This window comes from Agarivorans sp. Toyoura001, assembly GCF_005405585.1.
Classification (GTDB): domain Bacteria; phylum Pseudomonadota; class Gammaproteobacteria; order Enterobacterales; family Celerinatantimonadaceae; genus Agarivorans.
In genome coordinates this window covers 48,491-68,276 of sequence record NZ_BJEQ01000018.1, presented here as the reverse complement: position 1 = coordinate 68,276, position 19,786 = coordinate 48,491, and the positions used below count along the sequence as shown (strand labels likewise).

The 19,786-nt window shown below is 43.0% G+C and carries 16 protein-coding genes; 10 read left to right on the top strand and 6 right to left on the bottom strand.

The window, feature by feature from the left end:
• Nucleotides 1-171: 171 nt before the first annotated feature.
• Nucleotides 172-660, bottom strand: a complete 489-nt coding sequence (gene lrp, locus FFR00_RS17680; protein ID WP_040306996.1) for a leucine-responsive transcriptional regulator Lrp — start codon at nucleotides 658-660, stop codon at nucleotides 172-174.
• A gap of 419 nt (nucleotides 661-1,079) precedes the next feature.
• On the opposite strand from lrp, the gene trxB reads away from it, so the two are divergent.
• From trxB to infA, 4 genes are all read left to right on the top strand, one after another.
• Nucleotides 1,080-2,036, top strand: a complete 957-nt coding sequence (gene trxB, locus FFR00_RS17675) for a thioredoxin-disulfide reductase (RefSeq protein ID WP_137674745.1) — start codon at nucleotides 1,080-1,082, stop codon at nucleotides 2,034-2,036.
• A gap of 109 nt (nucleotides 2,037-2,145) precedes the next feature.
• On the top strand, nucleotides 2,146-2,838 hold the full coding sequence (aat, locus tag FFR00_RS17670; protein WP_137674744.1) for a leucyl/phenylalanyl-tRNA--protein transferase: 693 nt from the start codon (nucleotides 2,146-2,148) through the stop codon (nucleotides 2,836-2,838).
• Nucleotides 2,838-3,521 (top strand): arginyltransferase, encoded by a 684-nt coding sequence (locus FFR00_RS17665; protein ID WP_137674743.1) that lies wholly within the window; start codon nucleotides 2,838-2,840, stop codon nucleotides 3,519-3,521. The genes aat and FFR00_RS17665 overlap by 1 nt, the downstream gene beginning before the upstream one ends.
• An 83-nt stretch (nucleotides 3,522-3,604) precedes the next feature.
• Nucleotides 3,605-3,823, top strand: coding sequence for a translation initiation factor IF-1 (gene infA / locus FFR00_RS17660; protein WP_016401030.1), 219 nt, complete (start codon nucleotides 3,605-3,607; stop codon nucleotides 3,821-3,823).
• Between the two features lie 69 nt (nucleotides 3,824-3,892).
• Here infA and clpA read toward each other — a convergent pair whose 3' ends face one another.
• Nucleotides 3,893-6,145 carry an ATP-dependent Clp protease ATP-binding subunit ClpA gene (gene clpA / locus FFR00_RS17655; protein ID WP_137674742.1) on the bottom strand — a complete coding sequence of 751 codons (2,253 nt, stop codon included), beginning with the start codon at nucleotides 6,143-6,145 and terminating at the stop codon, nucleotides 3,893-3,895.
• A 35-nt stretch (nucleotides 6,146-6,180) separates the two neighbouring features.
• Entirely contained in the window at nucleotides 6,181-6,498 is a 318-nt protein-coding gene (gene clpS / locus FFR00_RS17650) for an ATP-dependent Clp protease adapter ClpS (RefSeq protein ID WP_137674741.1), read from the bottom strand.
• A gap of 192 nt (nucleotides 6,499-6,690) precedes the next feature.
• On the opposite strand from clpS, the gene cspD reads away from it, so the two are divergent.
• Nucleotides 6,691-6,906, top strand: a complete 216-nt coding sequence (gene cspD / locus FFR00_RS17645; protein WP_137674740.1) for a cold shock domain-containing protein CspD — start codon at nucleotides 6,691-6,693, stop codon at nucleotides 6,904-6,906.
• A 144-nt stretch (nucleotides 6,907-7,050) separates the two neighbouring features.
• Here cspD and FFR00_RS17640 read toward each other — a convergent pair whose 3' ends face one another.
• The gene (locus tag FFR00_RS17640; RefSeq protein ID WP_137674739.1) at nucleotides 7,051-9,273 is read right to left on the bottom strand and encodes an NADP-dependent isocitrate dehydrogenase; all 2,223 of its coding nucleotides are present in this window, start codon (nucleotides 9,271-9,273) and stop codon (nucleotides 7,051-7,053) included.
• Between the two features lie 214 nt (nucleotides 9,274-9,487).
• Between FFR00_RS17640 and FFR00_RS17635 the strand changes: the two genes are divergently transcribed.
• From FFR00_RS17635 to purB, 4 genes are all read left to right on the top strand, one after another.
• The gene (locus FFR00_RS17635) at nucleotides 9,488-10,120 is read left to right on the top strand and encodes a pseudouridine synthase (protein ID WP_137674738.1); all 633 of its coding nucleotides are present in this window, start codon (nucleotides 9,488-9,490) and stop codon (nucleotides 10,118-10,120) included.
• A gap of 76 nt (nucleotides 10,121-10,196) precedes the next feature.
• Nucleotides 10,197-11,300 (top strand): tRNA 2-thiouridine(34) synthase MnmA, encoded by a 1,104-nt coding sequence (gene mnmA / locus FFR00_RS17630; RefSeq protein WP_137674737.1) that lies wholly within the window; start codon nucleotides 10,197-10,199, stop codon nucleotides 11,298-11,300.
• A 5-nt stretch (nucleotides 11,301-11,305) separates the two neighbouring features.
• The gene (hflD, locus tag FFR00_RS17625) at nucleotides 11,306-11,932 is read left to right on the top strand and encodes a high frequency lysogenization protein HflD (protein WP_137674736.1); all 627 of its coding nucleotides are present in this window, start codon (nucleotides 11,306-11,308) and stop codon (nucleotides 11,930-11,932) included.
• Nucleotides 11,933-11,950: 18 nt separating this feature from the next.
• On the top strand, nucleotides 11,951-13,318 hold the full coding sequence (purB, locus tag FFR00_RS17620; RefSeq protein ID WP_137674735.1) for an adenylosuccinate lyase: 1,368 nt from the start codon (nucleotides 11,951-11,953) through the stop codon (nucleotides 13,316-13,318).
• Nucleotides 13,319-13,460: 142 nt separating this feature from the next.
• Here purB and FFR00_RS17615 read toward each other — a convergent pair whose 3' ends face one another.
• On the bottom strand, nucleotides 13,461-16,742 hold the full coding sequence (locus FFR00_RS17615; RefSeq protein WP_137674734.1) for an Ig domain-containing protein: 3,282 nt from the start codon (nucleotides 16,740-16,742) through the stop codon (nucleotides 13,461-13,463).
• A gap of 325 nt (nucleotides 16,743-17,067) precedes the next feature.
• Here FFR00_RS17615 and FFR00_RS17610 point away from each other — a divergent pair, with 325 nt between their 5' ends.
• Entirely contained in the window at nucleotides 17,068-17,997 is a 930-nt protein-coding gene (locus tag FFR00_RS17610; protein ID WP_137674733.1) for a LysR family transcriptional regulator, read from the top strand.
• A gap of 64 nt (nucleotides 17,998-18,061) precedes the next feature.
• On the opposite strand, the gene FFR00_RS17605 is transcribed toward FFR00_RS17610, so the two are convergent.
• Entirely contained in the window at nucleotides 18,062-19,651 is a 1,590-nt protein-coding gene (locus tag FFR00_RS17605) for an ABC-F family ATPase (RefSeq protein WP_137674732.1), read from the bottom strand.
• Between the last annotated feature and the right edge of the window lie 135 nt (nucleotides 19,652-19,786).

Here is a 19,786-nt window from a genome sequence, read left to right as displayed (position 1 = left end):
CTTCCGCAATACGAGCAAAGCCAGACAATCTGTTGTCTGTAAGATCTGTCACAAGCGTTCCCTTGAACTAAAAATATCCAATAAATATTCTGTTTGGTTAAAAACAAAACAAGCGGCATTAGCCGCTTGTTTAACTTTATCAAAAATGAATTGGAGGGGGAAACGACTCCGTTAGTTTTTGATAACTAGTCGATTACTCTGCTTCACTTCTTCCATAACAACGTAAGTACGTGTGTCGTTTACACCAGGCAAACGAAGAAGAGTTTCGCCTAACAACTTACGATAAGCAGACATATCTGCTACGCGAGTCTTTAATAGGTAGTCAAAATCACCAGATACTAAGTGACATTCTTGAATTTCTTCAAGCTGCTGCACTGCATGGTTAAATTGTTCAAATACATCTGGCGCACCACGATTCAACGTGATTTCAACAAAAACCAACAGTGAAGCGTCTAAATACTGAGGATTTAAAATTGCGGTGTAACCGGTAATGTAACCTTGGCGCTCCAGGCGTCTAACCCTTTCTAGACAAGGTGTAGGGCTTAAACCTACGCGTTTTGAAAGTTCCACATTTGATATGCGGCCATCTTTTTGCAACTCATTAAGTATGTTGCGATCAATACGATCCAGTTCCTTCATTGGTCGACCTTTTGCTTCCATTAGTGGTGATACGATTGTTGTCCCTAAGTACACCAAGTTGAGCTGACTTTTTATGCATTATTACTGGTTGTCACTGCATAAACTATGTGGGTATCCCTTCACACATAAATAAGTCATTACAAGCGAGATGCAGAGCTAAAACCCAAGCGAACAGATTTTTCTAAACTTTTGTTTTATCCCCGAGCATTATTTATTCCACAAAATGCCCAGACTATCAAGTAAAAAGCCGAATTAAAGGCTAGATAAATACGCATATCCATATAAAGTTTTATTATTTGTTGGGATTAACGAAGACGATTATGCTGTATCCAACAAATTAGCTTGCCTGTGTAGACCGCAAGTTTTTCATATTTTGATGCTTGATATTGAGTTTTATACCCTCATATACCAAGCAAGGACTTTAAGGAATTGAAACAATCATGAGCAACGCGAAACATCATAAACTAATCATTCTCGGTTCAGGCCCTGCGGGTTACACTGCAGCGGTTTACGCTGCCCGAGCAAACCTTAGCCCTGTTCTTATCACAGGCATTCAACAAGGTGGCCAGCTAACCACGACTACCGAAGTTGAAAACTGGCCTGGCGATGCCGAAGGATTAACCGGTCCAGCGTTAATGGAACGGATGCAAGCTCATGCTGAAAAATTTGAAACTGAAATTGTGTTTGACCACATCAACGAAGTCGATTTTAAAGAGAAACCATATAAGCTTAAAGGCGACAGCGCTGAATATACCTGCGACGCTCTAATTATCGCTACAGGCGCTTCCGCTAAATACTTAGGGTTGCCATCAGAGGAAGCATTTAAAGGTAAAGGTGTATCGGCTTGTGCAACCTGTGATGGATTTTTCTACCGCAACCAAAAAGTAGCTGTTGTGGGTGGCGGTAACACTGCTGTTGAAGAAGCCCTATATCTTTCAAATATCGCTTCAGAAGTTCACCTTATTCACCGCCGCGAAGAGTTCCGTAGTGAAAAAATCCTTACTAAACGCTTAATGGACAAGGTGGCAAACGGCAATATTGTTCTTCATTTAAACCAAACATTGGATGAAGTACTGGGTGACGAAATGGGCGTAACAGGTGTTCGCGTGCGAAACGTAAACGACGACACCACTCAAGATATCGACGTTATGGGCGCATTCATTGCTATCGGTCACCAACCTAACACTGGCATTTTTGAAGGCCAATTAGCAATGAAAGATGGTTACTTGACCATACAATCTGGTACCGAGGGCAATGCAACTCAAACCAGTATTCCGGGGATCTATGCCGCAGGTGATGTTGCAGACCACATTTACCGTCAAGCAATTACCTCTGCTGGCGCTGGCTGTATGGCTGCCTTAGATGCTGAGCGTTACTTAGATAGCCTAAACGACTAGAGTTACCATCTGCGTCAATCTAAAGCCGGCCTCAATGCCGGCTTTTTTATTACCTATTCACTTTGATTTTGCTGATATACTCAGCCAATAACCATTTTACATCCAAGTTATTTTGCAGCCGGTATATCTAGATCTTAATCGACCCTTTCCTGACCCACACCAAGCACTTAGCGATCCAAACGGGCTACTCGCTGTAGGCGCAGACCTGAGCAGTAAACGGCTAATCGATGCATATAACAATGGTATTTTCCCGTGGTTTAGTGATGAGCAGCCAGTATTATGGTGGAGCCCCGATCCTAGAATTGGGCTAGAATTATCAAGCCATACCATTAGCAAAAGCATGCGTAAATTTATCCGTAAATCTTCCTTAAAAGTCACCATCAATCGTGATTTTGAACAGGTTATTCGTCAATGTGCATTGCAGCGAGAAGGTGAGACCTGGATTAACAACGACATGTACCAAGCTTACATAAAGCTTCATCAACTTGGTCATGCTCAATCAGTTGAAGTATGGCAACAACAGCAATTAGTCGGTGGCCTTTATGGCGTTAATGTAGGCCAGGTGTTTTGTGGTGAGTCGATGTTCCATACCGTAAGCAACGCTTCAAAACTGGCCTTTCACCTTTTCTGCCAGCACTTTGCTGCTCATGGTGGCGTTTATATTGACGGCCAAGTAGAAAACCCTCACTTGCTAAGTTTAGGTATGCAAGCTTTAGCAAGAGATGATTTTCTAAGTTTATTGAAAACTACCAAAGATAAACCGCTAAATCCAAGCTGCTGGCGGCCACAGGAAATACGTTAATGCAATTACCTATTGGCTTAAGTCAAATAAGCCCCTGCCCTTACCTACCTGAACAAAAAGAGCAGTTATGTTTTACCCTATGTAATTCTCAGCAAAAGACTGACTATTACCCACAGTTATTGGCCTTAGGATTTCGCCGTAGCGGCAATGAGCTATACCGCCCAGCCTGCGAACACTGTCACGCCTGTCAGTCCTTACGCGTTGATACTCAAGGATTTAGCGCTAGCCGCTCTCAAAAACGTATTTTGAACAAAAACAAACTAGTGACAATGCAATGGGAGGAAGAACTTAATCAAGTTGATTACCGGCTCTTTGAACGTTACATAGCCGCACGACATCAAGATGGCAGCATGTACCCTGCCAGCGAGGAGTCATTTTTTCAGTTTTTAAGTTGTGATTGGTCAAATACCCAATATCTAAAACTGTTTCTAAATGACCAGCTGATAGCGGTATGCGTCACCGATGTACAAGAAAACGCCTACAGCGCCGTATATACATTCTTTGAGCCGAATTTAGCACAACTGTCACTGGGTAATTTGGCGGTACTAATGCAAATATCAGCCGCTCAACAAAACAATAAGTCATGGTTGTACTTGGGTTATCAAGTCGATAACTGCAAAAAAATGAACTACAAACGGAACTATTTGCCACATCAACGATTTATTAATGGGAAATGGCAATAGATTTGGAGGATAAACTTTACACAAGGCAGTAAATCTGGCATTCTCCCTGCGTTTTTATAAGTGCGTGTCAAACAGAGGACTCAATGGCGAAAGAAGACAATATTGAAATGCAAGGCACAGTGTTAGACACCTTGCCTAACACAATGTTCCGTGTAGAACTAGAAAACGGACATGTTGTTACAGCCCACATTTCTGGCAAAATGCGTAAGAACTACATCCGCATTTTAACCGGGGATAAAGTTACGGTTCAACTAACACCGTACGACTTGTCAAAAGGGCGCATTGTTTTCCGCGCGCGCTAATCCGCATATTGTTGTGAGCAACAATTAAAAAAGCCAGCTTATCGCTGGCTTTTTGCATATTGGCCTAAATTATACTTCGGCCACTTCATCTTCATACTGAAAATCAAGCTTGCCATCTTTCAAACCAATATCAACATGGCCACCTTGGTTTAAACGTCCAAACAAGATTTCGTTAGCGAGTGGTTTGCGTAGTTGTTCGCGAATAACCCGAGACATTGGCCTGGCTCCCATAGAGCGATCGTAGCCTTGTTCAGATAACCACAAACGTGCTTCTGTGTTCACTTCCATAGATACGCCATTAGCATCAAGCTGTGCTTGCAGCTCTACAATGAACTTATCCACCACTTGCTCGATGATGTCTTCACCTAAGTGATTAAACCAAATAATGTTATCTAAGCGGTTTCTAAACTCTGGAGCAAAAATACGGTTAATTTCCGCCATCGCATCAAAACTCATATCCTGCTCTTTAAAACCAATCGCTGAACGTTGAGTTTCTTTAACACCAGCGTTACTGGTCATAACCAAAATAACGTTGCGGAAATCTGCATGACGGCCGTTGTTGTCGGTAAGCGTACCGTGATCCATTACTTGCAATAACAGGTTAAATACGTCTTCGTGTGCTTTTTCAATCTCATCGAGCAATACCACACAATGAGGATGTTTGAGTACTGCATCCGTTAACAAACCACCTTGGTCGAAACCAACATAGCCAGGAGGCGCTCCAATCAAGCGAGAAACAGCATGGCGTTCCATATACTCTGACATGTCAAAACGAATAAGCTCTACGCCCATAGCTTTGGCTAACTGTTGAGTAACCTCAGTTTTACCGACACCAGTTGGCCCTGCAAACAAGAATGAACCCACTGGTTTTTGTTCTGCACCTAATCCTGAGCGGTTTAAGCGAATCGCATCCACTAATACATCAATGGCTGGATCTTGCCCAAACACCACCATTTTAAGGGTATCGTTTAAGCCGCGTAAGGTTTCTCGATCAGAAGACGATACTTTGGCTTCAGGAATACGCGCAATTTTTGCAACAATCGCTTCGATATCACCGGCACCAATGGTTTTTTTACGGCGACTTACCGGCAGCATTCGCATACTAGCACCCGCTTCATCGATGACATCAATGGCTTTATCAGGTAAATGACGCTCATTAATATACTTGGCTGCTAATTCTGCAGCGCTGCGCATTGCTTGTTTGGTATAACGTACGTCGTGGTGAGCTTCATAACGACTCTTCAAACCCATCAAGATCTTAGTGGTATCCTCAACTGTTGGTTCCACCACATCAATTTTTTGGAAACGGCGAGCCAACGCTCGATCTTTCTCAAAGATCTGATTGTATTCTTGGTAAGTTGTTGAGCCAACACAACGCAATAAACCATTGCTTAGTAGAGGTTTAATCAAGTTAGCGGCGTCAAGTTGACCGCCTGATGCTGCACCTGCGCCAATAATGGTGTGAATTTCGTCGATAAACAAAATGGCGTTTTCAGCATTTTCTAGCTGTTTTAGTAACGACTTAAAACGCTTCTCAAAATCACCGCGATACTTAGTTCCGGCAAGCAAAGAGCCAATGTCTAAAGAATAAATAGTAGCGTCTTTAATTACATCGGGGACGTCTTCGTGAACAATTCTGTAAGCAAGTCCTTCAGCAATAGCGGTTTTACCTACCCCTGCTTCACCCACTAACAACGGATTGTTTTTACGACGACGACATAATACTTGAATAGTACGCGACAGTTCTTTGTCACGACCAATAAGAGGATCGATTTTACCTTTCAACACTAAATGATTTAGGTTGCTAGCAAAACTCTCTAGTTGTTTAGTTTCTTCAGATTGCGCTTCAGTATCCGCTGCAGGGCCTTGTTCAGCACTTGGTTCATCATCTTTGCGAATACCATGCGATATAAAGTTAACCACGTCTAAGCGGCTAATATCCGCTTTTTTAAGGAAGTAAACCGCTTGGCTCTCTTGCTCACTAAAGATAGCGACTAATACGTTAGCCCCGCTAACTTCACTGTTGCCTGATGATTGAACATGAAACACTGCACGTTGCAGCACACGTTGAAAACCTAGAGTAGGCTGAGTCTCGCGCTCGCCGTCGTCCTCTGGAATGATTGGGGTGGTTTGTTCAATGAAACTACTTAACTCTTGGTTAAGTTGATTGAGATTAGCCCCACACGCGACTAGGGCTTCTTTTGCGGCAGAATTTTCTAGTAAACCCAACAACAGGTGTTCTACCGTCATGAATTCGTGTTGCTGTTGTCTCGCTTCTTTAAACGCTTGGTTTAAAGTTTGTTCCAACTCTTTATTTAGCATGCATAGGCCCCCTAAAGACAATCAATACTACGTAGCTATGCTTTCTCCATGGTGCACATCAAGGGATGGTCATTTTGTTTAGCATAACTATTTACTTGTGCAGCTTTTGTTTCAGCTACTTCGGCCGTGAAAACCCCACAAACTCCTTTACCTTTATAATGAATGGTTAACATTATTTGTGTTGCTTTATCTAAATCCATATTAAAAAACAACTGCAACACTTCGATAACAAACTCCATAGGAGTATAGTCATCATTATTTAATACCACCTTATACATTGGTGGCGGTGCCGTCTCGCTTTTGGCCTCTTTGGTGAATTCTTCAACATCTAGCCAGTCAGATAATTTGCTCATAAAAACTATAGTAGTAAAAACGCGTTTCTGTATTCAACATAACCGCTTTGAGTTAACAAGGCTAGTAGAAAAATGCCTTGAAAACTTGACTGTAGTAAATATTTTACTAAATTGTTAAACAGCTGACTTAAAGTTGCGTCAAAAATGACCAACAAGTTGGTTTGGTAGATAAATTTAATAGGGAAATGTCGTATGCCAAACGGTACAGTTAAATGGTTTAACAACGCAAAAGGATTTGGTTTTATTTGCCCGGATACAGGCGGAGAAGATATCTTCGCTCACTATTCGACAATTCAAATGGAAGGGTATCGCACTCTTAAAGCTGGTCAGCCAGTCCAATTTGAAACCCAGCAAGGGCCGAAAGGTAGTCATGCTGTTAGCATTGTCTTTGACGATAGTCAGCAATGACCTTTAAATAGCAATACTCTGCTAGGCCAAATGCCAGTCTTAATGACTGGCATTTTATTTTCTAGCTCCCCCACTCTCATTTATCAACAGATACAAAAAAGCCGATAACAATGCACCGGCTTATTGAAATGGCTTAGCTCGAAATTAACGCAAGCTATCAACTATTTCGTTAAAGATAGCACTTGGGCGCATTGCTGCAGACGCCTTAGCGGCATTAGGCTGGAAATAGCCGCTTAAGTCTACACTTGGGCCTTGAGCCGCGTTTAACTGCTCTACAATCGCGCTCTCTTGCGCAACTAGCTTATCAGCAATGGCTGCAAACGCTTGCTTAAGCTCTTTATCACCTTCTTGCTCGGCTAAGCATTGAGCCCAGTACATGCACAAGTAGAAGTGACTCCCACGGTTATCAAGCTCTTTAACTTTGCGTGAAGGCGACTTGTTTTGGTCCAAGAAAATGCCCGTTGCTTTATCTAAGGTCGCAGCTAGAACCGCAGCTTTAGCATTATTGGTAACTTGTCCTAAATGCTCCAAAGAAGCAGATAGAGCTAGAAACTCACCTAAAGAATCCCAACGTAAGTGGTTCTCTTTCTCGAATTGCTGAACGTGTTTCGGTGCTGAACCGCCAGCACCCGTTTCAAACAACCCACCACCATTCATTAGCGGAACAATCGACAACATTTTAGCTGATGTACCCAGTTCCAATATTGGGAACAGATCCGTCAGGTAATCACGCAATACGTTACCCGTTACTGAAATAGTATCTAGGCCCTGTTTAACGCGCTCTAGCGAGAACTGAGTTGCATCATTAGGTGCTAAGATCTTAATCTCTAAACCACTAGTATCGTGATCACCTAAGTAGCTCTCTACTTTAGTAATCAACTGAGCGTCATGGGCACGGTTTGCATCTAACCAAAATACTGCTGGAGTATTGCTTAGGCGCGCACGGTTAACGGCGAGTTTTACCCAGTCGCGAATAGGCGCGTCTTTAACCTGACACATACGGAAAATGTCGCCTTGATTAACTGATTGGCTAAGTACTACTTGGCCATTTGCATCAATTACTTCAACTGTACCCGCCGCAGGAACAGCAAAGGTTTTGTCATGCGAACCGTATTCTTCAGCTTTTTGCGCCATTAAGCCAACGTTAGCTACCGAGCCCATTGTCGTTGGGTTAAATGCGCCATTCTCTTTACAGAAATCAATAGTTTGCTGATAAATACCGGCATAGCTACGATCTGGAATAACCGCTTTAGTATCTTGTTGCTTACCGTCACTATTCCACATTTGACCAGAAGCACGGATCATTGCAGGCATTGAAGCATCAATAATCACGTCACTAGGCACGTGCAGGTTAGTAATCCCTTTATCCGAGTCCACCATCGCTAACGCAGGACGCACAGCGTAAACAGCTTCAATAGCGGCTTTTATTTCCTCTTGCTTTGCACTGTCTAAGCTTTGGATTTTAGCGTATACATCGCCTAAACCATTACGTACGTCTACACCTAGTTCGTCAAATAACTCACCGTATTTAGCAAATACATCTTTGAAGAATACTTTAACTACATGGCCGAAAATGATGGGGTCAGACACCTTCATCATGGTCGCTTTCATGTGAAGTGAAAACAAAATACCTTTTGCTTTAGCGTCTTCTATCTCTGCTTCAATAAAGGCTGATAACTGGGCCACATTCAGTGCCGCAGCATCAATAACTTCACCCGCTAATACAGGGAAAGCCTCTTTTAGCGTAATAGTTTCACCAGCGTCAGTTTTTAATTGAATCGCTACCGTGCCAGCCTGTTGAATAGTTGCCGATACTTCACTACCGTAAAAATCGCCCTGCTCCATACTGGCTACATGGCTTAAAGAATCTTTAACCCAAGCTCCCATAGAATGAGGGTTGTTGCGAGCATATTGTTTAACAGAACCAGGCGCGCGGCGGTCTGAGTTACCTTCTCGTAGTACCGGGTTTACGGCACTGCCTTTAATTTTGTCGTATTTAGCTTTAGCATCACGCTCTTGGTCGTTGCTTGGCTCTTCAGGGTACTCTGGCAAGGCATAACCTTGTGCTTGAAGCTCTTTAATTGCCGCTTTTAACTGCGGAACAGAAGCACTAATGTTAGGTAACTTGATGATGTTAGCTTCAGGCTTCTTCGCCAATTCACCTAACTCTGCTAATGCGTCTGAGATTTGTTGTTGCTCAGTTAAGAATTCTGGAAAGCTAGAAATAATGCGACCCGCTAAAGAGATATCGCGGGTTTCTACGTGTACACCAGCAGCGCCGGTAAACGCTTGTACAATAGGTAGCAATGAATATGTGGCTAAGGCTGGCGCTTCGTCCGTTAAGGTATAAATAATCTTTGACGTCATGTCGGTCCCTAAAGTTGTGGTTGCTCTCGCTACGGCTGCCATTTTTTGAATAATGATCGAGTCCGCGAGGTGGTCAATTTTACGTATAAAAGCAAATAAGCTGCTGTTATTAGCAACTGACCGTCCAATAATTCGGCCAAAATAATAAACCATTTACAAACGCATTAACATTGTTTTACTAGTGGTACATGCATTAGCTGTTACAATCGACGTTATGAATAAGTTTGCAAAAGCGCCAAAGCCGCGCCGTTTTAAACGAAAGGCTGAAGCTAAACCCATTAAACCGCTCAACGGCCCACGCCGTTTAGTTTTATTTAACAAACCTTTTGACGTACTCAGCCAATTTACCGATGGCCAGGGCCGAGCCACCTTAAAAGACTTTATTGATATTCCAGAAGTGTATGCCGCTGGCCGTTTAGATAGAGACAGCGAGGGGTTATTGCTATTAACAAACGACGGAAAGCTGCAACATCAATTAGCGAACCCTAAAGCCAAAACCAGCAAAACCTATTGGGCACAAGTAGAAGGTGCGCCAACAGAGCAAGATTTAGCGCCGCTACGTAGCGGTGTAACGCTCAAAGACGGTCCTTGTTTACCCGCCAAAGTAAAAATAATAGCCGAGCCAAACCTTTGGCCACGCAATCCTCCCGTTAGAGAGCGTAAATCTATTCCCACTACTTGGCTCAGCATTAGCATTAAAGAAGGTAGAAATAGGCAAGTAAGGCGCATGACAGCAGCGATTGGTTTCCCTACTCTACGCTTGGTACGTTATCAAATTGGTAGCTATACCTTAGATGGCATCAACAATGGTGAGTACCAACAATTAATTGGTGATCAGATAGCATAGTTTGGCTATGTGAAATGCTGTTTTCATCACAGATTTTCTGGTAGAATTCGCCCCAAATTTTTTCCAACTAGTTAGCATGAACTCAAACAACACTAAAAAAGTGATTGTCGGTATGTCCGGCGGCGTTGATTCCTCAGTTTCAGCCTACTTGCTTATTCAGCAAGGCTATCAGGTTGAAGGTCTTTTTATGAAGAACTGGGAAGAAGACGATAACAGCGAATACTGTGCAGCGGCTGAAGATTTAGCCGATGCCCAAGCTGTGTGTGACAAATTAGGTATTAAACTTCATACCATAAACTTCTCAGCGGAATACTGGGATAACGTATTTGAACACTTCTTAGAAGAGTACAAAGCGGGTCGCACGCCAAATCCAGACATTATGTGTAACAAGGAAATTAAGTTTAAGGCATTCTTGGAATTTGCCGCAGAAGAATTGTCTGCCGATTACATCGCAACCGGTCACTACGTACAACGTCGCTTTAAAGACGGTCATTGGCAAATGTTACGTGGCTTAGACAGCAACAAAGACCAAAGCTACTTTTTGTATACTCTAGAAGAGAAGCACGTGGCACAAACGTTGTTCCCTGTTGGTGAAATCGAAAAACCAGAGGTTCGCCGAATCGCCGAAGAACAAGGTTTGATCACCGCCAATAAAAAAGATTCCACCGGAATATGCTTTATTGGTGAGCGTAAGTTTACTGACTTTTTGGCTCAGTACTTACCCGCTCAACCAGGTGATATAGAAACGTGCGAAGGCAAAGTAATTGGTACTCACCAAGGTTTGATGTACCACACCCTAGGCCAACGTAAAGGTTTGGGTATTGGCGGCACCAAAGACGGTGACGAAACGCCATGGTACACAGTAGATAAAGACATTGAGCGTAATGTGCTTATTGTTGGCCAAGGTCATGACCACCCTCGCCTTAAATCACAAGCTTTAATCGCCGCGCAACTGCATTGGGTTGACCGCAAAGTGATTAAGCAGGAGTTGCGTTGCAGCGTTAAGATCCGTTACCGCCAGCAAGACGTAGCCTGCACCATTATCCCGCAAGGTGATGATGAAATTAAAGTCGTTTTCGATGAGCCTCAAATTGCCGTTACACCAGGTCAATCTGCGGTATTTTACTTAGACGAAGTATGTTTAGGTGGCGGTATCATTGAACAGAAAATTGGCCTATAGCGCTTATGAGTAATCCTCTATCTGATCGTGTTATTGCCTTTGCAGGCATTTGCCAAGCGGCCAAGCTGGTACAAGACGTTGCTCGCACCAGTAACTGTGAAGAAGCCGGTTTAAGTACCTGCCTCAACAGTATTTTGGTGACCAACCCTGATCAAACGGTTGAAGTGTTTGGTTCACTGGAAGAGCTAAAACTAGGTTTAGGCGTAATGAACGCTCAGCTTAGTAGCCAACAAGAAAAGCGCAACGCCGAAATCACTCGTTACTTGGTTAGCCTATTAGCGTTAGAACGGCGTTTAAATAAACGTCCTGACCTTATGAATATGATGGGCGAGCGGATTACCCAACTCGATCGCCAGTTACAGCATTTTAACTTACTCGACCAACAAGTATTAGGCGGCATAGCTGATATCTATAGCGACATTATTAGCCCGCTAGGGCCACGCATTCAAGTTGCAGGTAACGTGAGCTATTTACAACAGCCGGTGGTTCAACACAAAGTGCGTGCATTACTCTTAGCCGGTATTCGTGCTTGTGTACTGTGGCGCCAATTAGGCGGACAACGCCGCCAACTACTGTTTTCAAGAAAGAATTATTTACAGCAAACATCAACACTTTTACACACCATTGATTAGTTAATTTAGGAGAGCACCATGGAACTGTCGGCCTTGACAGCCATTTCCCCGATAGACGGACGCTACGGGGATAAAACTTCTGAACTGCGCAGTATTTTTAGCGAATTTGGCTTAATAAAATACCGCGTAAGGGTAGAAATTCGTTGGTTACAAAAACTTGCCCAGCAAAACAACATTGCAGAAGTGCCTGCCTTTTCTCCTGAAGCCATTGCTTTTTTAGATAGCATTAACGATAACTTTAGCGAAGCCGATGCTGCTCGCGTTAAAGAGATTGAACGTACTACCAACCACGATGTAAAAGCGGTTGAGTACTTTCTTAAAGAAAAAGTAGCAGGTAACGCAGAGCTTAACGCAGTATCTGAGTTCATTCACTTTGCCTGTACTTCTGAAGACATTAACAACTTGTCTCACGCTTTAATGCTAAGCGAAGCACGTAGCGAAGTATTAGTGCCTTACCTGCAACAGTTAATTGATGCGATTACCAGTCTTGCTAAAGAACTGCGTGAAACACCGTTACTATCTCGTACTCACGGGCAGCCGGCTTCACCAAGTACTATGGGCAAAGAAATGGCTAACGTAGTAGCACGTTTACGTCGCCAGCTTAAACAAATCGAAGCAGTGGAAGTTTTAGGTAAAATTAACGGCGCAGTAGGTAACTACAACGCTCACATATCGGCTTACCCAGAGGTAGACTGGCACCAGTTTTCTGAAGAGTTCGTTACAAGTCTAGGTGTTCAGTGGAACCCTTACACTACGCAAATCGAACCGCACGATTACATTGCCGAGTTGTACGATGCCATTGCCCGTTTTAACACTATTTTGTTAGATTTTGACCGCGATGTTTGGGGCTATATCTGCCTTGGTCACTTCAAACAAAAAACCATTGCTGGTGAAATTGGTTCTTCAACCATGCCACACAAAGTGAACCCAATTGATTTCGAAAACTCTGAGGGTAACTTAGGCATCGCCAACGCATTGTTTGGTCACTTAGCCGCTAAACTACCGGTTTCTCGCTGGCAGCGCGACCTTACCGATTCTACGGTATTACGTAACCTAGGTGTAGCAATGGGTTACTCGCTAATTGCCTACCAAGCTACGCTTAAAGGCGTAAGCAAGTTGCAAGTAAACGAAGAAAACTTGTTAAAAGATCTTGATGGCAACTGGGAAGTATTGGCCGAGCCAGTACAAACCGTTATGCGCCGTTACGGTATTGAAAAGCCATACGAGAAATTGAAAGAGTTAACTCGCGGTAAGCGAGTAGACGCTGAAGCAATGCGCAACTTTATCGACGGTTTAGATATGCCAGAATCAGCGAAGGATGAGCTGAAGAAAATGACCCCTGCCAACTATATTGGCGATGCGGTTAAGTTAGTTGACCAGCTTTAAACGCTAGGCTCACTATCAAAAGCCAGTAGCAACGCTACTGGCTTTTTTGTATCTAAAGGCTTTTAAAACACCAAAAAGAAAAATCCCCGCCATAGAGGCAGGGATTGGTGTAAAAGTATCTATACTAGAAAAACACTAACAATTAATTTGCAGAATTAGTCTCTACCCATTGCATATTGTATTTAACCGCTTCCATAAACTGACTTTGGTCGTCTTTTACCTTACCAATGAAGCTATAAGTATCTCCATCATTCAGAGCTCGACTAAAATCAAAGTCATATGCCGCTGATTGCACGCCATTTTCAACTAAATCGAAGCATTCAGTACTGGTAACGCTAAAGCCATCCGGGCCGTTTAAGGTAAAAGCACTGTAAAATTCTCTTATCGTAGAGCAGCTAATACTTTCACCATTCGCAGGATCAAAGTAAAGATCCGCATCGTACAACGCTCCTAGGTCACTAGTGTCTTTTTTCATCGATAGTGACACCGTACCTAGCTGATACTGTAATGCTTCACTTTTAGGCAAGTAAAAATCGAATGCACGTTTGAACCAAGCATCACTTGATTTACTTTGTAAGCGTTTTTCAGCTTCTTGCAAATCACTATAATAGGCATAACGTTCGCCTCCGAACGCTTCAACCATAAACGCGCCCTCTGATAGATCATCAGCAAGGGCTTGAATAAATAGCTCGGTGTACTCAAATTGCGTTGCACTTATTGTATCGTCAACATCAGCCGTAATACGGATAGACAGTTTATTGTTTACAATTTTGTACTCGCCCACTTCAACGTCTGCTTGTGTATCACAAGAGGTTAAGTTTTCTGGACTACGACGGTTCATAAACATCTTACCGTCTTCAAACAACGCTGTATCACACCAAATACGGGTGAAGTTGCTGGTAGAATCATCACCATCGTCACTACCATATTCGGTGTAGTACCAATTCATACCAATCAACGCTTCGACATTGTGTTCGGGGTTTTGTGAAGGGTCCCATTGTTGAATGGTACTTTCGATAAGCGTCAAGTTTTCTGACTCCAGCAAAGTGAAAAGCGATTCCCCCTCAGCTTGGTCATAAATGATACTTAACGCCTGCTCACCCTCACCAAATGTACGCATGTAAACCCAAGTGAAATCACCTTCATCTGAGCTACTTAGGTTTAATCGTTGTATCTCATTTTCAGCAGTAACAGTCCAATCACCACTAAACCCTTGTTCGCCCCAATTATGATCGGGCCACGTTGCTTCGAAGCTACCCGCTTTAAGCGCCGAGTTTACATAAATATTTTGGCTAGTTTGCTTGTAAACAACTTGCTGCAAAAATACATCAGTCCCATCGGGGTGATCTTCAATTGCTTGATATAAAGTATTGTTAGCGACAGGCACTGCTGCAGTGTGAGTAAACGGTGTATCATTACTGTCGAGCCAGAATAACTCATTATCCATAGCAAACATGATCTGGTAATGGTTGTCTTTGGCATATTCAAAGGTCGCGACTAAAGAGAAGTCAGCATCTCCTTCGTCATCTCCAGCCATGCTTAAACTACCATCTTGATTCAAGGTAACCGGGTCACAACGCCACTCTTCTTCAGCGGGTGGATTTGCTTCTACGTCAACTAAATCGGCGGCATCTTTAATGTCATGCTCATGAGGGTTCCAACAAAATTGTTTTTCACCGTCAACGATACGCAGCGAAACCCAACCAAATTCAATCCCATCATTATCCATGCCTACTTCGCCCATGCGCCACGCGCCGGCCTTAGCAAAGTGCTCTTCTTTAAATCGGTACTTTACCGGAACCACTGGTTCAACGGGATCTACCGGTAGATCTGCTGCGGCAACCACTAAAGCAAAATTACTATCTACTGTTGGGTTTTCACTGTCAGTCGCAGATACCGTTAAACGGCCTGTTTGCTGCTTAGTTGGAGTGCCAACTAGTAGTAAGTTATCTGCTTCCAAGCTTGCACTTAAGCCAAGCACGTCGGTGCTTACCGTTAACGTGAAATCTTCATTATCGGTAAACAGGTCACTCAGCGAAATAACAGAGTCAACCGATGTAGCTACTTTAAGCTCTAATGCATTTAGCTGCTCTTGTACTAGGGCTTGAGCGGTTTTGTTGACTTCAGGGGCGTGGTTAAACGCTTTTGCTACAGCGATAGCAAAGTGAGCTCTTACTTCAGCATTAATTGAATCACTGGCGCCAATAGACAACACAAAGTCACCGCGTGTGGTCGGTGTACCACCCAATAGTAACTGCTCTTGTTCAACCCTTAGTGTTAATCCCGGTACATTAGAGTCTGCAGAAATAATCAGTGCATCATCATCTTCAAATAGTTGCGTTAGATCGATTGTTTCGTTTACTTGCTCATTAGCTCTAAGCTCAAGTTTGAGTAACTGCTCTTGAATTTGTTGTTGCGTGGCAGTATTAACTATTGGTGCTTGGTTAGGCGAACTAACATTTAACTCAAGGACCAAGGGGTATGAGCGTGTTTTTTGATCGCTAGCATAGACATATAAAGTAAACTGCCCTGCGACTTGAGGCGTGCCGCTAATAATGCCTGAGTCAGAATCGATACTTAAACCACTATCAAAGGCATCCATTGAATAGCTAAGTACATCTGCTTCGTTAGCATCGTTAAAATAAAGGCTTACGTCTTGATCAACGCTTTCACCTAGCTCAATGCTAACCGGAGCGGGTAACTGCTCCAGATCTACATATGGGCGGTAATTTGTTTCTACTTTCTCGTAGCCATTTGTTGGGTCAACCACTACAACCGGAGAGTAATGCTCTAAATCTTTCGCTGGGTCAGCAATAATTTCTGATGTCTCTTTTGACACATCTTCAATTACTTTTAGCTGCTCAGACGGATCTAAAACATCATCATTATCAACTAAAGTTTCACCTACAATGTTAACCGCTTCAGCCTTTTCGTCCCCGCTTTCAGCCGCTTCAATGTAGTCTCCAAAAATGTCTTGTTCGGTATACACCACGTCAGAGTCTTCGCTATTGAACGAATCGACCACAGCGGCTTCAGCTTGCTCTTGGCTTAAGCTGTCGTCTGCAATCATTTGCTCAACCACTAGGTTAGTCATTGGACTAACTACTGCAGAACCCGCTGGAGCCGCTAATTCAAACTCATCTACCACTACCCCTCGGTTGGAATCAACGGTTACGCCAGCAATCGCTTTTATACAAATGGTTTTGTCTGCATGCTCTACCGATAATGACAGTTCTCCCTTGTCATCTGTTGCGCCCACTCTTAACTCACAACTATCTCCAGCGTACACATCTGCATTGGCTAAATAGCCATCAATAGCGGTCACGGTGAACAGCGAAGGACTGTTCGGTGAATCATTTGAATCACTGCCACAACCAGACAACGCTAAGGCCACTGCAGCCGTTAGCAAACTAACTTTCTTCATTAATACAACCTTGTTATAGGATCAGATTACCTCAAGTTTTCTAACTCGAGGGTTTACGGGTCTATACAAGCCAAAAACGCCACTAAGCCATACCCTACCGGCAGACTTAATCTCAAATTTGAGCTTTGGATAATCGAGTGATTAACAATGACTAACAAATAACCTGGCGGTTAAACACTGTTCAGAAGTTGTCGTAAAAACGAGCGTTAAGTCATTAAAAAATCGCGCTAATTCTACTTATTTGCCCTAAGACAAGTTAACGCTAAATAAGACTTCAATTAAGTCGGTTTGCGACTTATAGTGCGCGGCAATATTAGGAGAGATTTTGCAAAAATTAGACACCAGAGCTTATGACCAGTTGTCATTAAAACTACTTAGAATATTACGTGCGGTATATGAAACATCCAGTACCTACAAAGCGGCACAACAGTTGTACGTATCTCAATCGGCGGTAGCCAGGGGATTAGATAAGCTACGACAAATACTAAACGATCCCTTATTTGTAAGAAGCAATAATCAACTCATTGCTACACCATATTGTCAGCGAATTTACTTAAGAGTCCCCCATTTATTAGATGCCTTATTGTCGACTATTTCTACACAAGCAGAATTTTTACCAGAGCAGTTAACTGAACAGTACTCAATTGCACTAAACAGTACTTTTGGCCATCAATACGGAAGCGCTTTTTCCAAAGCAATATTAACTCAGGCTCCCAATGCTACTTGGTGTTTTAAAACGTGGTATCCAGGCGCTGAAGTTGATATTCAACATAACCGTATATCTTATGGCATTCAATACCATAACAACGAGTTTCCATCCACTATTCATCAAGAACCCATTAGCCAGCAAACCATGGTGATGCTAGCAGGCGAAGATCACCCTCTCGCTAAACTACAGCGAAAAATTCGCTTAGAAGAATTACAACACTGGTCTTTTATAAAGTTTTCGGTGGTTGGTTGGAACGATACTTATAGCAAAATTAAGCAACTGATGAGCGAGCAAGGTTTACCTTTTAAGCAATTGGCAGAAACCGACTCAGTGGAGAACTTAATTAGCATGCTTCAACAGCACCCCTTCGTTAGCGGTGGTTGTCGCTCTCTTGCCACCAAAAAAAACCGTTTAGTGGAGTTAGATATTGAGCAAAGCAAATACAGTAAGCATTACTGGCTTAATGCCTGCTATCCACGCTCAGCTAATCATACAGCTTTAATACAATGGTTAAATGCACTCACCAAGTCTTGTGCAAAACAATAAGTATATTTTTGGAATAAAAAAAGCAGCCAATGGCTGCTTTCTTGTTTAAGGATTCAAAGCAAACTTAAGCCGTTAGGCCTTGGCTCGCTAAGTACTCTTCGTAAGTGCCATGGAAATCGACAATACCTTCTGGCGTCATCTCAATCACACGTGTAGCCAAACTTGATACAAATTCTCGGTCGTGGCTTACAAAGATTAACGTGCCAGGGTAGTTTTCTAAGGCTAAGTTTAATGATTCGATAGATTCCATATCCAAGTGGTTGGTTGGTTCGTCCATCACCATTACATTTGGTTTTTGTAAAATCATTTTGCCAAACAACATACGGCCTTGTTCACCACCAGAAATGACTTTTACTGACTTTTTAATATCATTTTGTGAGAATAATAAACGCCCCAGAGTGCCACGCATTACTTGCTCGTCGTCGCCCTCTTTGCCCCACTGCCACATCCAGTCAATCAAGTTTTTATCTTCTTCAAAGTCAGCTGAGTGATCCTGTGCATAGTAGCCAAGCTGCGCATTTTCAGACCATTTAATGCTGCCGCCAAATTCTGTGTCGCCCATCAAACACTTTAAGAACGTAGTTTTACCAATGCCGTTAGGGCCGATAACTGCAATACGCTCACCCACTTCAACCATTAGATCTAAATCTTTAAATAAGGTCTCTTCGTAAGTTTTCTCTAAACCTTCGATTTGTACTGCTAAACGGTGTAACTTTTTCTCTTCTTCAAAACGAATATATGGATTTTGACGACTTGAAGGTTTCACTTCGGCCAATTGGATTTTATCAATTTGCTTAGCACGAGACGTAGCTTGCTTAGATTTAGAGGCGTTTGCAGAGAAACGGCTAACAAAGGTTTTAAGCTCAGCAATTTGCGCTTTTTTCTTGGCATTATCAGACAGCATTTGATCACGTGCTTGGGTTGCAGCGGTCATGTACTCGTCGTACGAGCCAGGGAATGTGCGTAGTTCGCCGTAATCTAAATCAGCCATGTGAGTACATACACTATTTAGAAAGTGACGGTCGTGCGAAATGATGATCATGGTGCAGTTACGCTCGTTCAACACACCTTCCAACCAGCGAATAGTATTAATATCCAAGTTGTTGGTAGGTTCGTCGAGTAACATAATGTCTGGGTCACCAAACAATACTTGGGCTAGCAATACACGTAGCTTCCAGCCCGGCGCAACTTCACTCATTGGACCATAATGCTGTTCAATGGGAATACCTACACCCAATAATAACTCGCCTGCACGTGCTTCAGCGGTGTAACCGTCCATTTCGGCAAACTCGGCTTCTAGCTCAGCGGCACGAATACCGTCTTCTTCGGTCATTTCAGGGTTATCATAAATAGCATCGCGCTCAGACTTAACTGCCCACAGCTCTTCATAGCCCATAATCACGGTATCGATAACCGCATTATTTTCGTAGGCGAATTGGTCTTGTTTTAGTTTACCGATGCGCTCGTTGGGATCTTTAGAAACATTACCGCCACTTGGCTCTAAATCACCACCCAAAATCTTCATAAAGGTCGATTTACCACAACCGTTTGCCCCAATTAGGCCATAACGATTACCCTCGCCAAATTTAACTGAGACATTTTCAAATAATGGCTTAGCGCCAAATTGCATGGTGATATTAGAAGAAGTAAGCAATGTAAATATTCCGCATGGTTTAGTGACCGCGGCCAATATGCCGTGTAATCACTTTGCTAAAAAGTTTGGTCGCGCATTATGCCACAACTTGACTAAACATCGCACATTTAACGACAACGAGCACATAAGTGTAGC

What these genes read in the sequence shown, in the direction of transcription:
- lrp (WP_040306996.1), bottom strand. Translation starts at nt 660, where the DNA reads ATGGAAGCAAAAGGTCGACCAATGAAGGAACTGGATCGTATTGATCGC.
- trxB (WP_137674745.1), top strand. Translation starts at nt 1,080, where the DNA reads ATGAGCAACGCGAAACATCATAAACTAATCATTCTCGGTTCAGGCCCT.
- FFR00_RS17665 (WP_137674743.1), top strand. Translation starts at nt 2,838, where the DNA reads ATGCAATTACCTATTGGCTTAAGTCAAATAAGCCCCTGCCCTTACCTA.
- infA (WP_016401030.1), top strand. Translation starts at nt 3,605, where the DNA reads ATGGCGAAAGAAGACAATATTGAAATGCAAGGCACAGTGTTAGACACC.
- clpA (WP_137674742.1), bottom strand. Translation starts at nt 6,145, where the DNA reads ATGCTAAATAAAGAGTTGGAACAAACTTTAAACCAAGCGTTTAAAGAA.
- clpS (WP_137674741.1), bottom strand. Translation starts at nt 6,498, where the DNA reads ATGAGCAAATTATCTGACTGGCTAGATGTTGAAGAATTCACCAAAGAG.
- cspD (WP_137674740.1), top strand. Translation starts at nt 6,691, where the DNA reads ATGCCAAACGGTACAGTTAAATGGTTTAACAACGCAAAAGGATTTGGT.
- FFR00_RS17640 (WP_137674739.1), bottom strand. Translation starts at nt 9,273, where the DNA reads ATGACGTCAAAGATTATTTATACCTTAACGGACGAAGCGCCAGCCTTA.
- FFR00_RS17635 (WP_137674738.1), top strand. Translation starts at nt 9,488, where the DNA reads ATGAATAAGTTTGCAAAAGCGCCAAAGCCGCGCCGTTTTAAACGAAAG.
- mnmA (WP_137674737.1), top strand. Translation starts at nt 10,197, where the DNA reads ATGAACTCAAACAACACTAAAAAAGTGATTGTCGGTATGTCCGGCGGC.
- hflD (WP_137674736.1), top strand. Translation starts at nt 11,306, where the DNA reads ATGAGTAATCCTCTATCTGATCGTGTTATTGCCTTTGCAGGCATTTGC.
- purB (WP_137674735.1), top strand. Translation starts at nt 11,951, where the DNA reads ATGGAACTGTCGGCCTTGACAGCCATTTCCCCGATAGACGGACGCTAC.
- FFR00_RS17615 (WP_137674734.1), bottom strand. Translation starts at nt 16,742, where the DNA reads ATGAAGAAAGTTAGTTTGCTAACGGCTGCAGTGGCCTTAGCGTTGTCT.